This is a genomic window from Rhodococcus sp. 06-235-1A (assembly GCF_002258785.1).
Lineage (GTDB): Bacteria > Actinomycetota > Actinomycetes > Mycobacteriales > Mycobacteriaceae > Rhodococcoides.
The window spans coordinates 48,865-62,951 of record NZ_NOYI01000012.1; the positions used below are offsets into that span (position 1 = coordinate 48,865).

The following is a 14,087-nucleotide window of genomic DNA, read 5'->3' on the forward strand; positions in this document are numbered from 1 at the left end:
AGGGGCCTTCCGACGCAGGATGTTCGCTACTGCGCGAGAAACTCCACGAGCGCGGCGTTGACGGCATCCGGGCGTTCGAGGTAACCGAAGTGGCCGGTATCGGCTATCTCGACGTACTGCGCGCCGGGTATCGCAGCGGCCACATCGCGGCACTGCTGCACCGGAATCATGCGATCGTCGGCGAATCCGATGACGAGGGACTTGGCCGAGATTCCTCGATACGCCGCCAATCGATCTGTTCCGGAGCGCATTTCGAGTCCGATCTGCGCCCGCATGCCCGCCGTCTTTCGACCACTCGAATACTCGAGGACCGCCAGCCAATCGCCGATCGCCGCGTCGTCGGCGAGGGTCTTCGGTGAAAAGTTCTGCACGGCAGTCATCGCCGCTCGGTACGACGCGGGGAGTTCGATTCCGGCGTCGTGAAGATCCTTCTCGCCCTTCGACATCTGTGCACGAAAAGCGGTGGTCTTACCGAAGGTGGCCATCATCACTGCATGCGACACCAGGTCCGGCCGAGCCAGCGCCAATTCCTGAGTGACGCGGGCTCCCATCGAGGTACCCACGACGCGTGCGGGGCCGCCCCCGAGGTGTTCGACGAGGGCAGCGGTGTCGGCGACCAGGTCGTCGAGCGTCATCCCGCTCGCACACTCGGAAGACGGTGCGATACCTCGATTGTCGAAGGTGACGACCCGGTACCCCTGTTTCACCAGGGTCGGGACCTGATGGGTTCGCCATACTCGTCCCGGACTACCGGTGCCCATCACCAACACCACGAGTGGGCCGTCGCCGGTCACGTCGTAGTTGAGGTCGATTCCGTTGAGCTTCGCGAGCGGCATCGGATCATCTTAGTGTGCGCAGGAACTCCTCGACCGCCATCCGATACTGCTCGGGAGCCTCGTCGTGAATCAGGTGCGCCGCCTTCTCGATACGCACGTACACCGATCCGGGCTTTCGCGAGTGCATTCGTGCCATCTGACCGGCCGGGGTGATGGTGTGCTCGCCCTCGATCAACAACACCGGAGCGTCGACGGCGTCCCACTGGTCCCAGAAGTGCCGCGTCCCCCATTCCTGCGAGATGGCCTCGAAGGTGTCGACGTCACCGTGCAATCGCCAGCCGTCGTCACTGCGAACGAAGGAATCCAAAAAGTATTGTCCTGCAACATTTCCAAAGAATGCGAGTACCGCATCGGCGTCGGGAAAGGGTTGCGGCCACGCCCGCATCATCGCCGCCCAGTCGTCGGCGGTGCGGCCGCGAAAATCCGGTGCGATGTCCTCGACAACGAGAGCAGTCACCAGATCGGGTCGTTGCGCGGCCGCGCACCAGCCGTGCAGCGCTCCCATCGAATGACCGATCAGCACACTGGGACCCAACCGGTCGAGATGCTCGAGCAGGTCGTCCACGAAGGACTCGGTCGTGAGCTCGGTAGGCGCGGGGCGACGGTGGCCCGGTGCGTCGTAGGTGTGCACGTGCCCGAATTCTCGGAGCCACGGAACCTGCCGTCGCCAGGTGGCAGCACTGCCCATCAGCCCGTGCAGCAACAGAATCGAACGGCCGGATCCACCCTCGTCGTAGAGCATCACCGCCGAGCATAACGGCGGGGCAACCGCATGGCGGCGTAGTCTCTCGAGAATGGCCATTGTGAAGATCAACGCGATCGACGTACCCGAGGGCGCAGGCCCCGAACTCGAGAAGCGCTTCGCCGCACGTGCCGGTTCGGTCGACGGCTCCCCGGGTTTTCTCGGATTCCAGTTGCTCCGACCGGTCAAGGGTGAGACGCGCTATTTCGTCGTCACCCAGTGGGAAGACGAGGAGTCGTTTCAGGCGTGGTCGGCAGGTCCGTCCAGGCAGGCGCATGCCGGACCGCGCGACGCGAAGCCCGTCTCGTCGGGAGCATCGCTGCTCGAGTTCGAGGTGGTGCTGGACGTGCCTGCCACTCCGTGAGCAACGCTGCTCAGATGTGTTGGCGAGCGAGCTCCCACTCGAGCTTCGTCGGCATTTCCATATCCAGTTTCGCCACGGCATCGGCCAGGAACTCTGCCGCCATCGGCCTGCCCAGGAAGTAGCCCTGGGCACCGTCGCAGCCCAGGACACGGAGTGCATCCAGTGTGCCCGCGTCCTCCACGCCTTCGGCCATCACCCGCACCCCGAGGCTTCGAGCCAGGTCGATGGTCGAGCGCACGATCGACGCGTCGGTGTCGTCGGAGTTCATCTTCGAGACGAACGAGCGGTCGATCTTGAGCGTCTGCACCGGCAGGCTCTGCAGATAGGCCAACGAGCTGTAACCGGTGCCGTAATCGTCGATCGCAATGGTGACTCCCAGGCCGCGCAGCGATGTCAACGCGTTCACCGAACGCACCGGGTCGGTCATCGCCGTCGTCTCGGTGACCTCGAATTCCAGGGCATGCGCGGGAACGGCGTACTTTGCCAACGCTGCTGCGACCTGCTCGGTGAGGGTCTCGTCGAGTAGGTTTCGCACCGAAAGATTCACCGAGACAGACAGATTGATGCCGCGTCGACGCAATTCGCTGCACTGCGCCAGAGCCTCGTCGAGCACGAGCGCGGTGATGGCCGGCAACATGCCGGTGCGCTCGGCGTCGGGCAGAAAGATCGAGGGTCCGATCAAACCCTCACGTGGGTGCTGCCACCGCAGCAACGCCTCGACGCGGTCGACGCTGCCCGATTCCAGATCCAGACACGGCTGGAAGAACACCCGGAGTTGATGGCCACGGATCGCCGTATCGAGCTCTCCCAGCAACCGCATCTGATCGTGACGGTCGCGATCCATCTCGGGTTCGTATCGACCGACACGGGTGTGGCCGGCCTTGGCCGCGGTCAGCGCCACATGGGCCTGCTGCAGCATCGCCTCGCCGTCGATCACGGTCACCGGCTCGCCCTTCGTCCGGCTCGCCGACACCGTCGACTCCTCGATGGCCGCGATACCGACAGTCGCATCGAGTGCGACGTTGATGTCGTGCACGAACATCTTTCGACTGACGGCGAACTGAAGCTGCGCGGCAGTGTCGAGGATGTCGATCTTCGCGGGACGTCGACGCATCGCCACCACGAACTGATCGCCTCCGAGTCGCCCCACCAGGTCCTCGGATCGAACCGATGCGACGAGTCGATGGCCGATCTCACGCAGCACACTGTCACCCACGCTGTAACCGAAGGTCTCGTTGATCTGAGCGAAGCGATCGATGTCGACCACCAGTGTGAAGACATCCGCGTCACCGCGAGTGGCGAGCATCGTGTCCAATCGCTCGCGCAGCAGTCGACGACTGGCGAGCCCGGTCACCGCGTCGGTCCGCGCTACATCCTCGAGAATTTCCGCCTGCCTGCGCAGCGTCCGCACGAAGCGTGCCACCCGCCAGCCGACGATCACGATGACGAGCATGGAGGATGCCACGATGACCCAGCCCCATTGTCCGACGGGAATCCCGCGAGCCAGCTGCACGGTCATCACCAGCGGAGTGACGGCGATCGCGATCGAAAGTCCGAGGAACCTCGCTCGACCGAATTTGAGCGGACTCGACCGGTCGGCTCGGGGTGCCGTTTGCACCGAATCGTGCAGGGCTACGACGCCGAAGCACACGTATGCAGCCAGCCACATCACGTTCGGAGCGGTCGATCGATAGATCTCCGAATTGGTTGTGGGGGCATACGATGCAAGGTCTGCCAACACGAGAAGGACGACGCCCGTGACTGCGGCCAGCAAGGGAACGGTGATCGACCGCGTCACCAGGTACAGACTGCCGACGAGAGTCAGCAGGAACGCATCGACGGTGAGGTACGCCGTGGCCGGCCACTGAGCCAGCGCTGACGACAGCGACCGGATCGAACCGTCGGAGACAACGAACACCCAGGTGACCAGGCCTACTGCAACGGCGACGACCAGGCACTCGAGCACCTCCTCGATCCCGAACACGAGCCCGTTCCCGTCGGCGGCTCGGGCGAAGCCGACGGCGATGACGCCGTAGCCGAGAAGGTAGAACACATCCGCGGCCGAGAACGTCGGCACCCGGCCACCGTCGAGTTCCATCAGCGCTATCAGCGCGTCGCCGATCCCCCAGCTGCCGACGCCGACGGCCATGTACTTCCACGTCCGCTTGTCCGGGCCGGGTTCTCGAACGTAGCGCAGCACGAAAGCACCGACTGTGGCCGAGAGCACGATTGCGTAGATCGCATTCCGGGGTAAGCCCTGCGGGGCGAGCGCGTACGCCACCACTGCAATCGCACCGAGGCCCAGGAAGCGCGTCCACAACATAGTGTGTCCGATCCTTCCTGGGCCGGTCGGTGCGTACCCCGAACGTACGCAGCAGCCGATCGAACCCGACGTTTGACCTCGATTCGTCACCGAAACATCCGTAGATGGGTCAAGTAACGAACTATTTCAAACCTGACGATTGTTCGCCAGTCCCACATCGGGCATTGTGTCTGCTCAGCCCTCCAGAGCCGCGTCCAGGGTGATGTCGACGCCGGTCAGGGCTTTGCTGACCGGGCACGTTTCTTTTGCCGCCTGAGCCGCCTTCGCGAAACCGTCGGCGTCGAGGCCGTCGACCTCGCCCCGAACGGTCAGCTTGATCCCCGTCAACTTGAATCCGGGCTGATCGGGGCCGAGCGAAACGTCGGCGGTGACCTCGAGGCTCTGCGGGGTACCGCCTGCCTCGGCGATCAATGCCGATAACTGCATCGCGTAGCAACTCGAGTGAGCCGCAGCGATCAGTTCCTCGGGGCTGGTGGTTCCGTCGGCGTTCTCGGCGGCCCGCTTGGGAAACGACACGTCGAAAGTCGCTGCGCCGGAACTGGACAGCTCTACCTGGCCGGAACCTTGTTCGAGAGTTCCGTTCCAAGCGGTGCGTGAGGTACGAGTTGGCATCGAACTTCAATCCTTCCGTCGTCGGCCCTGTGCAGGACCGATACTCAGGCTAACGTCGGCGGCACGGCCGGGCCATCGAGTGCGGAAATCTCGACACGAAGGGTGCAACAGATGAAGAACTGCTCTCGAGCAGTGGTGATCGCAGCAGCGGTGATGCTGGCGAGTGCAGTGATGTCGACACCGGTGGCTAGTGCCGATTCACTGCGGGACTTCTACGATGCGCCGGTCACGAACATCGCCGCAGCGCAACCAGGCGAGGTGGTTCGGACCAAGCCGGTCAACTCACCCAAAGGCTTCGGACTGGGCTTCGACATCGAACGCATCCTCTATCGGTCCAATGACACTCGCGATGAGCCCATGACCGTCTCCGGGTACTCCATGACCCCCACTGCTCCGTGGCAAGGACCCGGCCCACGACCGGTGATCGCCTACGCGCCCGGCACCTCGGGTATGGCCGACCGATGCGCCGGATCGGCAGTGCTCGGCACCGTCGGCTCGTCCCCGGCCATACTGCCGCTGCTCCTGGCCGGGTATCGCGTCGTGGCGACCGACTACCAGGGACTGGGCACCCCCGGCGGCCACACGTACCTGAACCGGCTCGCCTCGGGCCGCGCTCTGCTCGACGCCGCCAGAACCGCCACCGACCCTGCCACCCCAGTAGTGCTGTTCGGCTATTCCGAAGGCGGATTCGCATCCGCAGCCGCTGCCGAACTCGCCGCCACCTATGCCCCCGAACTGAACATTCGTGGAGCGTACGTCGGTGCGCCACCGGCAGATCCGACGCTCAACATCGACAATCTCGACAACACCACCCTCGCCAGCGCCATGCTCTTCGCCGTCGACGGCACGCTCAACTCCTACCCGGAACACGCGGAGAGCATCCGCAGCCTCTTCGATGCCGACGGGCTCGCGTTGCTCGACGCCGCGCAGAACTGGTGCACCACCGACCCAGCAGCGGGCGAGATCGTGCACACGAGCGAACTCACTCGTGACGGCCGCCCACTCACTGCGCAGTTGAACAGCCCCACTCTTGCCGGCTTGACTGCTGAGAACACCGTCGGTTCCATTGCCCCCGCCATGCCGGTGTACCTCTCGCACGCAGTCGAGGACGACACCGTTCCCATCGAGCAGAGCCGGACTCTGCTTCGACGCTGGCAGGACTTGGGCGCAGACGTCACCTACCGCGAATACGAGTTCCCGGCCATCCCTTACAAGGGCGCGAACCACCTGCCCGGATCCCTGGCGGCCTACTCCGATGTCATGCCCTGGATCGCAGGCCTGGTGCACACAAGCTGATCTCAGGTGTGAAATCAGGGTGTTCACCGAGGCGTCGGCCTCGGTGAGGTTGATTCACTCCATCCATGCGAATCGTGCACGCCCTCCTGACCGTCGCAGCAGTCCTGACCGCATCGCCGGCCTTGCCCGGTGGTGACACGGCGTCGGATGTCGAGGTCGTCGCCCAGGAATTGGGCCTGCCGGGTGTGGCATTTCGAGTGGTATCCGAACGCGAGGTCATCGAGAACGTCGAGTACGGGGTGGACGGACACGGTGCGCCGATCGATGCCGGAACGCCGTTCGTCTGGGGTTCGGTGTCGAAGTCGGTGACGGCGGCAACGGTGCAGTCTCTCGCCTCGCAACATCGCCTCGAACTGGGCGGCACCGTGAATTCTATTCTCCCGGAGGCTGATTCGATCCTTCCCGACGACGTCACCATCAGCGACCTGATCCACCACACCAGTGGTCTCCCCCACGACGTCACCCAGCTCGACGTCTGGGGACGAAGCCGGCGAGCCCTCGACGTCGTACCCACCCTGGACGTCACTGCTGGGGACCGCGGCACCTTCGGGTACTCGAGTCTGAATTATCTACTGCTGCAAGCGATCGTCGAAAAGGTAACCGCCGAACCGTTCGCCGACGTCGTGGCCCGTGAGACCGGAGTGCACACCACCGGTGCCGTCGCGCCCGGCCACGTTCCGTTCTTCACGTTCCCACGACGCATCGACACCGGCATCGATGCCGCCGGACTCGGCTACGGCTACCTCGGTGGTTCGATCGGCGAACTCTCGCGCTACGCAGCACGGCAACTGACTGCTCCGGCGTCGAACAGTCCCGAGACGGTGCCGACAGGTTCGGGCTCGGCGTACGGCTACGGGTGGTACGTCGAAACGCTGCCCGACGGCACCGAGATGCGCTGGCATTCCGGTGCCGTGCCCGGCTACTTCACCCACGTTGCGCTGATCCCCGAACGACACCTGTCAGTGGTGTTCGCAACCAATCGATACGGCGAACTCGAGGCCGAAGAACTCGCATCCGCTGCCCGCTCTCTCGTGCTCGCCCGACTCGGCATGGACGAGCCTCGTGCCGCCGGTTTCGGTCTGTACGAAACAGCGCTGATCGCGTCGACCTTCCTCGCGGTGTTGCTGGCGTTCTGTGCGGGCCGAACCCTGCTTCGCTTCAGAACTGCCCCGGGTCGATGGGCCCGCACACGCATCGTCGCTGCAGCCGCCGCAGGGCTGTTGCTGCACTTCGTGCTGCCGATGGTCGCCGGGGCACCGATCTCGACGCTGGGTCACTGGGCTCCGGATGTGACTCTGCTGTTCTGGATCGTGCTCGCCGAACTTGCGATCATCGCTGTTGCCCTCGTCCCTCGGGCTTTTCGTCAATGGACCACTGCACACGTCTGAGCGGTACAAGGGTTCATTCACGCCGAGTCAGCTGCTGCGTGAATGAACCCTTGCAGACGTCTGAGGAGTGCAGTGGTCCATTGACGCGAACGGGGTGGGCGGCGGGCTGGGCTGGGGTTGGGGGTCGGTGGGACCGGGCGGACACACGACAACGGGCGACCCTCCGAAGAGGATCGCCCGTTGGGGTGCACTGTGAAACTTACTCGCTGTCGCTATCTCCAGCGGCCTTGGCCAGATCGACCGGGACCTCGTCGGGGACGATGATGGCTTTCTTCTCACCGCGGAAGGTGAACTTCGCGTCCTCGCCTGCGCCTTCGCCGTCCCAGTTCTCGACGTCGACCAGGATGATCTGGCCGGCTTCGATCTCGCCGAAGAGAATCTTCTCCGACAACTGGTCCTCGATCTCGCGCTGGATGGTGCGACGCAGTGGCCGCGCACCCAGGACGGGGTCGAATCCGCGCTTGGCGAGCAACGACTTCGCCTTCTCGGTGACCTCGATCGCCATGTCCTTGTTCTTGAGCGCACCCTCGACTCGGTTGAGCATGAGATCGACCATCTGGATGATCTCGTCCTTGGTGAGCTGGTGGAACACGACGATGTCGTCGATACGGTTCAGGAACTCCGGGCGGAAATGCTTCTTCAGCTCGTCGTTGACCTTGAGCTTCATGCGCTCGTAGTTCGAGCCGGTGCCTTCACCCGAGGAGAAGCCGAGGCCGACTGCCTTCGAGATGTCCGAGGTACCGAGGTTCGAGGTGAAGATGAGCACGGTGTTCTTGAAGTCGACCGTGCGTCCCTGGCCGTCGGTGAGACGGCCGTCTTCGAGCACCTGCAGGAGCGTGTTGTAGATCTCCTGGTGTGCCTTCTCGATCTCGTCGAACAGCACGACGGAGAACGGCTTGCGGCGAACCTTCTCGGTGAGCTGGCCGCCCTCTTCGTAGCCGACGTATCCGGGAGGAGCACCGAACAGACGCGACGCGGTGAAGCGGTCGTGGAACTCGCCCATGTCGATCTGGATCAGTGCGTCGTCCTCGCCGAAGAGGAAGTTCGCGAGAGCCTTCGACAGCTCGGTCTTACCGACACCGGACGGGCCGGCGAAGATGAACGAGCCCGACGGACGCTTCGGGTCCTTCAGACCTGCACGGGTACGACGGATCGCCTTCGAGACGGCCTTGACCGCCTCGACCTGACCGATGATCCGCTTGTGCAGCTCGTCCTCCATGCGGAGCAGACGAGTGGTCTCTTCCTCGGTGAGCTTGAAGACGGGGATGCCGGTCCAGTTGCCCAGAACCTCGGCGATCTGCTCGTCGTCCACCTCGGCGATGACGTCGAGATCGCCGGAGCGCCACTGCTTCTCACGCTCGGCGCGTTGACCGACGAGGGTCTTCTCCTTGTCGCGCAGGTTCGCAGCCTTCTCGAAGTCCTGTGCGTCGATGGCCGATTCCTTCTCCCGGCGCGCGTCGGCGATCTTGTCGTCGAACTCGCGCAGGTCTGGCGGCGCGGTCATCCGGCGGATGCGCATCCGCGCGCCCGCCTCGTCGATCAGGTCGATTGCCTTGTCGGGCAAGAACCGATCGTTGATGTACCGGTCGGCCAGTGTGGCGGCCGCAACGAGTGCACCGTCGGTGATCGACACGCGGTGGTGAGCCTCGTAGCGATCGCGCAGACCCTTGAGGATCTCGATGGTGTGCTCGACGGTCGGCTCGCCGACCTGGACGGGCTGGAATCGACGCTCGAGAGCGGCGTCCTTCTCGATGTACTTGCGGTACTCGTCGAGTGTGGTGGCACCGATGGTCTGCAGTTCGCCACGAGCCAGCTTGGGCTTGAGGATCGACGCTGCGTCGATGGCACCTTCGGCGGCACCTGCGCCGACGAGCGTGTGCAGCTCGTCGATGAACAGGATGATGTCGCCGCGGGTGTTGATCTCCTTGAGCACCTTCTTCAGGCGCTCCTCGAAGTCGCCGCGGTAACGGCTGCCGGCCACGAGCGAGCCGAGGTCGAGGGTGTAGAGCTGCTTGTCCTTGAGCGTCTCGGGGACCTCGCCGTTGACGATGGCCTGGGCCAGGCCTTCGACCACTGCGGTCTTACCGACACCGGGCTCGCCGATGAGGACGGGGTTGTTCTTGGTACGACGCGAGAGCACCTGCATGACGCGCTCGATTTCCTTCGCGCGACCGATGACCGGGTCGAGCTTGCCTTCGAGCGCGGCCTGAGTCAGGTTGCGACCGAACTGGTCGAGAACCAGCGACGTCGACGGGGTGCCCGCTTCGCCGCGGCTGCTGCCGGACTCACTGGGCTCCTTGCCCTGGTAGCCCGAGAGCAGCTGGATGACCTGCTGGCGCACGCGGTTGAGGTCGGCTCCGAGCTTGACCAGAACCTGAGCTGCGACGCCTTCGCCTTCGCGGATCAGTCCCAGCAGAATGTGCTCGGTGCCGATGTAGTTGTGGCCGAGCTGCAGTGCTTCACGCAGGCTGAGCTCGAGTACTTTCTTGGCGCGCGGGGTGAACGGAATATGACCGGACGGAGCCTGCTGACCCTGGCCGATGATCTCCTCTACCTGGCTGCGTACTCCTTCGAGGGAGATGCCCAGCGACTCGAGAGACTTGGCGGCTACGCCTTCGCCCTCGTGGATGAGGCCGAGCAGAATGTGCTCCGTGCCGATGTAGTTGTGGTTGAGCATCCGGGCTTCTTCTTGAGCCAGGACGACAACACGCCGCGCGCGATCGGTGAACCTCTCGAACATCGCTCTCCCTCACTTCTTGGTGGGTGGTAGCTCGCCCACCAGTTCTTCTAGCGCCGCAGTGTCCATACGCTGAGGTCGCTTGTGCATTTGAAGGTAAGACTGGTACTCACTGTAGTTGGCCGACGTGACGAACGCCGACCCTCCACCCCTGAAATGCTGCGCAACCGTCCGCGAATCCGGACTGCCTTGCCTGCTTACAGTTCATAACGCAGGCACTATGCAAAACGTTTCCCATTCACTGTCCGCTGCTGGCGAACAGCGCTTTACCCACCGATCAGGCCTGGGAGGGCTTGACGATCGGGAACAGGATCGTTTCGCGGATGCCCAAGCCGGTCAGCGCCATCAAAAGGCGGTCGATGCCCATGCCGGTTCCGGTGGTCGGCGGCATGCCCTGCTCCATCGCGGCCAGGAAGTCCTCGTCCAGCACCATCGCCTCGTCGTCGCCTGCCGCAGCCTGACGAGCCTGGTCCTCGAAGCGCTCGCGCTGGATGACCGGATCCACCAACTCGGAGTAACCGGTAGCCAGCTCGAATCCGCGAACGTACAGATCCCACTTCTCGGTGACGCCGGGCTTGCTGCGGTGCTGCCGGGTCAACGGGGACGTCTCGACCGGGAAGTCGCGGACGAACGTCGGTTCGGTCAACGCGTCGCCCACCTGGTGTTCCCACAGTTCTTCGACGAGCTTGCCGTGGCCGTAGATCGGGACGCCGTCCTTGCGCGGCACCTCGACCCCGACCTTGTCGGCGATGGCGAGCAGTTCGTCGACGGTGGTGTCGGGGGTGACGTCGAATCCGAGTGATTCCGACAGCGACGGGTACATCTCGAGCGTCGTCCATTCGCCGCCGAGGTCGTAGGTGGTGCCGTCGGGCAACGTCACAACCGTGGATCCGAGCGCGGCCATGGCCACTTCCTGAACGAGCTCCCGCGTCATCTTCGCCGAATCGTCGTACGTGCCGTAGGCCTCGTACGTCTCGAGCATCGCGAATTCCGGCGAGTGCGAGGAGTCTGCACCCTCATTGCGGAAGTTGCGGTTGATCTCGAATACCTTCTCGATGCCGCCGACGACGCATCGCTTGAGGAACAGTTCCGGCGCGATGCGGAGGTAGAGGTCGGTGTCCATGGCGTTGGAATGGGTGACGAACGGCCGAGCGGCTGCGCCGCCGTGCAGCGTCTGCAGCATCGGCGTCTCGACCTCGAGAAAACCGCGACGTTCGAGCGCGTTACGCAGTTCTCGGACGACGGCGATGCGCTTGCGGGCGGTCTCACGCGAGGTCGGGTTGGTGATCAGATCCAGGTAACGCTGCCGGATGCGCGTCTCTTCGCTCAGTTCCTTGTGCGCGACGGGCAACGGCCGCAACGACTTCGACGCGATCTGCCACGCGTCGGCCATCACCGAGAGCTCGCCGCGACGGGAGCTGATCACCTCGCCGTGCACGAAGACGAAGTCACCGAGATCGACATCGGCCTTCCACTCAGCCAACGCCTCTTCGCCGACGCCGGCCAGGCTGATCATCGCCTGCAGCTGGGTACCGTCGCCCTCTTGCAGGGTCGCGAAACACAGCTTGCCGGTGTTGCGTACGAAGATGACGCGGCCGACGACTCCGACGATCACTCCGGTGGTCGTATCGGCCTCGAGCTCGGGGAACTCGGTGCGGATCTCGAGCAGGGAATGGGTCCGCGGGACGGACACCGGATATGCCTCGACCCCGCGCTCGAGCAGCGCAGCGCGCTTGGCACGACGAATCCGTAGTTGCTCCGGGGTGTCGTCGGCCTGCTGGGGAGAAGCTGTGTCACTCACGCGCACACACTTTACAGTCCGAGCGTGCAAGGACGATCAGTGCGCAGCGACGGCCTCGGCCTCACGGACGCAATGCTTCGCCTGCGTGAGTACTCCGAGCAGTCCCGCCGACTTCAGCGCCTGGTAGCCGCCGACCAGGTCGGTGGACTTGTGCAGACCGAGCAACTTGAGCGACGCGGCGGCGAGCGAGGAGGTGTAGCCCTCCGAGCAGATGACGATCCACTCCACTTCGTGGTCGACGGCAATCGCCAGGCGTGCATCGCTCGTCGGGTCCAGACGCCATTCGAGGACGTTGCGTTCGATGGCCAGAGCCCCGGGCAGCGTTCCCTCGACTGCGCGCTGGGCCTGCGGACGAATGTCGATCACAACGGCACCGCGGTCGACGGCGTCGCGCAGCTCGAAGACGGTCATCCGGTCGATGGTCTCGCGCGCGGATTCGAGCATTTCGACGATGGTCATTTCTTTGCCTTTTCGGGTTCGTCGGTGAGCTCGCTACGGGTACGACGCAGCGTGGACCGTTCGGTCACCTCGTAGTAAGACATCGCCGTCAGCGGCGGCGAGTAGGCGTGCACGCTGAGAGTGGGACCGGTCGTGGTCGACGCCGGATCGTGCATCACGTCGTGCACCCACCCGAGCGGGAACGATGCCTGATCTCCGGCGTCGAGGTGCCGCTCCCTCAGTTCGGTTCCTGCCCAACGATATTCGAGCAACGACCCACTCAGAACAGTCAGAGCACCGAGGGATCCGGCATGATCGTGCAGTTCGGTGGACCGATCGGGAACCCAGCTGATCAACCAGACATCGAGGTCGTCGTCGGAATGCAGGCGGGCGGCCCAGCGCTCGTCGGTCGGCCAGCGACCCCCGCCGGGTAGCAGGTGGTCGAAGCGACCTTCGAGAACGTCCGATGCGCCTTGATCGGTGATCCGAAGAAGGTCGGGAGGACGCAGCCGCGTCGGCAATGTCGAGACCGACCGCGAGGACAATCGGGGGCGCGAGGGTGCAGAAAATACAGGTGTGGAAAGCATGAAGCTCTACTCCAGGGGTGTGTAACGAACGAGGCAGGATTCAGCCTCGACAACACTCCTGGGTGGCCATGCACGTCATCACGCCGACGATTCTGACACACGAACGCCGGATTCGCTAGCGCTGGTCCGAAACAGTCGGCGCGGCTGCCGCTGAAACATTCAGCGTGGCCGCCGTTTTGCCATGTTGCGTTCGTAGACCAGGCGCAGACCTTCGAGGGTCAGGTCGGGTTCGTGATGCTCGATGGTCGTCGACTCGGGCAGGATCAGCGCGGCGATGTCCCCGGTACCGATGATTGCGACGTCCGTCCCGGTCAGCTCGGGAACCTCTCGCCGGATCCGACCGACGAGGCCGTCCACCAGGCCCGCGAACCCGAAGATGGTGCCCGACTGGATGCACTCGACCGTGTTCTTGCCCAGCACCGACCGCGGCCGGACCATCTCCACCTCGCGCAGCGTGGCGGTTCGGGTCGACATCGCCCACGCCGACATCTCGAGTCCGGGCGCAATGGCACCGCCGAGAAATTCTCCCTTGGCCGAAACGACGTCGACGCAGGTGGTGGTACCGAAGTCCACCACGATGCATGCCGAGTCGTACAAGTCGTGTGCGGCAAGGGTATTGACGATCCGATCGGCACCGACCTCTTTGGGGTTGTCGACCAGCAGCGGCACGCCGGTCCGCACGCCCGGTTCGACCACCACGTGCATCACGTGATCCCAGTAGCGCGTGAGCATGGTGCGCATCTCGCGCAGCACCGATGGAACGGTCGACAGTGCGGTGATTCCGGTGATCTGTTCCGCATCGACTCCGAGCAATCCCCGAAGCATCAGTGCCAATTCATCGGCCGTCACGTGTGGGTCGGTACGAATGCGCCAGTCCCGCAGTAATTTCGAGTGATCACCGGTGCCGGTGAACAGGCCGACCACGGTGCTGGTGTTGCGCACATCGATCGCGAGGAGCATCGA

12 protein-coding genes are annotated in these 14,087 nt (G+C 64.1%); 3 read left to right on the plus strand and 9 right to left on the minus strand.

The window, feature by feature from the left end:
* Window positions 1-26 precede the first annotated feature (26 nt).
* Together CH275_RS10635 and CH275_RS10640 are read right to left on the minus strand one after the other, a co-directional pair.
* Window positions 27-836, minus strand: a complete 810-nt coding sequence (locus CH275_RS10635; protein WP_094677885.1) for an alpha/beta fold hydrolase — start codon at window positions 834-836, stop codon at window positions 27-29.
* 4 nt (window positions 837-840) lie between these two features.
* Complete coding sequence (locus tag CH275_RS10640; RefSeq protein WP_094677887.1) at window positions 841-1,578, minus strand: alpha/beta fold hydrolase; 738 nt, start codon at window positions 1,576-1,578, stop codon at window positions 841-843.
* A gap of 52 nt (window positions 1,579-1,630) precedes the next feature.
* Between CH275_RS10640 and CH275_RS10645 the strand changes: the two genes are divergently transcribed.
* On the plus strand, window positions 1,631-1,942 hold the full coding sequence (locus tag CH275_RS10645) for an antibiotic biosynthesis monooxygenase family protein (RefSeq protein ID WP_094677889.1): 312 nt from the start codon (window positions 1,631-1,633) through the stop codon (window positions 1,940-1,942).
* A 10-nt stretch (window positions 1,943-1,952) separates the two neighbouring features.
* Here the strand turns inward: CH275_RS10645 and CH275_RS10650 are convergent, their stop codons facing one another.
* Both CH275_RS10650 and CH275_RS10655 read right to left on the minus strand, forming a co-directional pair.
* Window positions 1,953-4,265 carry a putative bifunctional diguanylate cyclase/phosphodiesterase gene (locus CH275_RS10650; RefSeq protein ID WP_094677891.1) on the minus strand — a complete coding sequence of 771 codons (2,313 nt, stop codon included), beginning with the start codon at window positions 4,263-4,265 and terminating at the stop codon, window positions 1,953-1,955.
* Between the two features lie 174 nt (window positions 4,266-4,439).
* Window positions 4,440-4,877 carry an OsmC family protein gene (locus tag CH275_RS10655; protein ID WP_094677893.1) on the minus strand — a complete coding sequence of 146 codons (438 nt, stop codon included), beginning with the start codon at window positions 4,875-4,877 and terminating at the stop codon, window positions 4,440-4,442.
* 111 nt (window positions 4,878-4,988) lie between these two features.
* Here CH275_RS10655 and CH275_RS10660 point away from each other — a divergent pair, with 111 nt between their 5' ends.
* Complete coding sequence (locus CH275_RS10660; protein WP_094677895.1) at window positions 4,989-6,173, plus strand: lipase family protein; 1,185 nt, start codon at window positions 4,989-4,991, stop codon at window positions 6,171-6,173.
* A gap of 65 nt (window positions 6,174-6,238) precedes the next feature.
* The gene (locus tag CH275_RS10665) at window positions 6,239-7,561 is read left to right on the plus strand and encodes a serine hydrolase domain-containing protein (RefSeq protein WP_094677897.1); all 1,323 of its coding nucleotides are present in this window, start codon (window positions 6,239-6,241) and stop codon (window positions 7,559-7,561) included.
* Between the two features lie 199 nt (window positions 7,562-7,760).
* On the opposite strand, the gene CH275_RS10670 is transcribed toward CH275_RS10665, so the two are convergent.
* From CH275_RS10670 to CH275_RS10690, 5 genes are all read right to left on the minus strand, one after another.
* Window positions 7,761-10,301 (minus strand): ATP-dependent Clp protease ATP-binding subunit, encoded by a 2,541-nt coding sequence (locus CH275_RS10670; RefSeq protein ID WP_094632504.1) that lies wholly within the window; start codon window positions 10,299-10,301, stop codon window positions 7,761-7,763.
* A gap of 274 nt (window positions 10,302-10,575) precedes the next feature.
* Complete coding sequence (lysS, locus tag CH275_RS10675; protein WP_094678641.1) at window positions 10,576-12,099, minus strand: lysine--tRNA ligase; 1,524 nt, start codon at window positions 12,097-12,099, stop codon at window positions 10,576-10,578.
* A gap of 36 nt (window positions 12,100-12,135) precedes the next feature.
* A complete protein-coding gene (locus tag CH275_RS10680) occupies window positions 12,136-12,558 on the minus strand; it encodes a rhodanese-like domain-containing protein (protein WP_094677899.1) in 423 nt (140 codons plus the stop codon).
* A complete protein-coding gene (locus CH275_RS10685) occupies window positions 12,555-13,124 on the minus strand; it encodes a cysteine dioxygenase (RefSeq protein WP_094677901.1) in 570 nt (189 codons plus the stop codon). Before CH275_RS10685 ends, CH275_RS10680 begins: the two co-directional genes overlap by 4 nt.
* A gap of 159 nt (window positions 13,125-13,283) precedes the next feature.
* A complete protein-coding gene (locus tag CH275_RS10690) occupies window positions 13,284-14,084 on the minus strand; it encodes a type III pantothenate kinase (RefSeq protein ID WP_094677903.1) in 801 nt (266 codons plus the stop codon).
* Window positions 14,085-14,087: the final 3 nt, after the last annotated feature.

Coding starts and splice junctions, on each gene's coding strand:
- CH275_RS10635 (WP_094677885.1), bottom strand. CDS start 836: ATGCCGCTCGCGAAGCTCAACGGAATCGACCTCAACTACGACGTGACC.
- CH275_RS10640 (WP_094677887.1), bottom strand. CDS start 1,578: ATGCTCTACGACGAGGGTGGATCCGGCCGTTCGATTCTGTTGCTGCAC.
- CH275_RS10645 (WP_094677889.1), top strand. CDS start 1,631: ATGGCCATTGTGAAGATCAACGCGATCGACGTACCCGAGGGCGCAGGC.
- CH275_RS10650 (WP_094677891.1), bottom strand. CDS start 4,265: ATGTTGTGGACGCGCTTCCTGGGCCTCGGTGCGATTGCAGTGGTGGCG.
- CH275_RS10655 (WP_094677893.1), bottom strand. CDS start 4,877: ATGCCAACTCGTACCTCACGCACCGCTTGGAACGGAACTCTCGAACAA.
- CH275_RS10660 (WP_094677895.1), top strand. CDS start 4,989: ATGAAGAACTGCTCTCGAGCAGTGGTGATCGCAGCAGCGGTGATGCTG.
- CH275_RS10665 (WP_094677897.1), top strand. CDS start 6,239: ATGCGAATCGTGCACGCCCTCCTGACCGTCGCAGCAGTCCTGACCGCA.
- CH275_RS10670 (WP_094632504.1), bottom strand. CDS start 10,301: ATGTTCGAGAGGTTCACCGATCGCGCGCGGCGTGTTGTCGTCCTGGCT.
- CH275_RS10680 (WP_094677899.1), bottom strand. CDS start 12,558: ATGACCATCGTCGAAATGCTCGAATCCGCGCGCGAGACCATCGACCGG.
- CH275_RS10685 (WP_094677901.1), bottom strand. CDS start 13,124: ATGCTTTCCACACCTGTATTTTCTGCACCCTCGCGCCCCCGATTGTCC.
- CH275_RS10690 (WP_094677903.1), bottom strand. CDS start 14,084: ATGCTCCTCGCGATCGATGTGCGCAACACCAGCACCGTGGTCGGCCTG.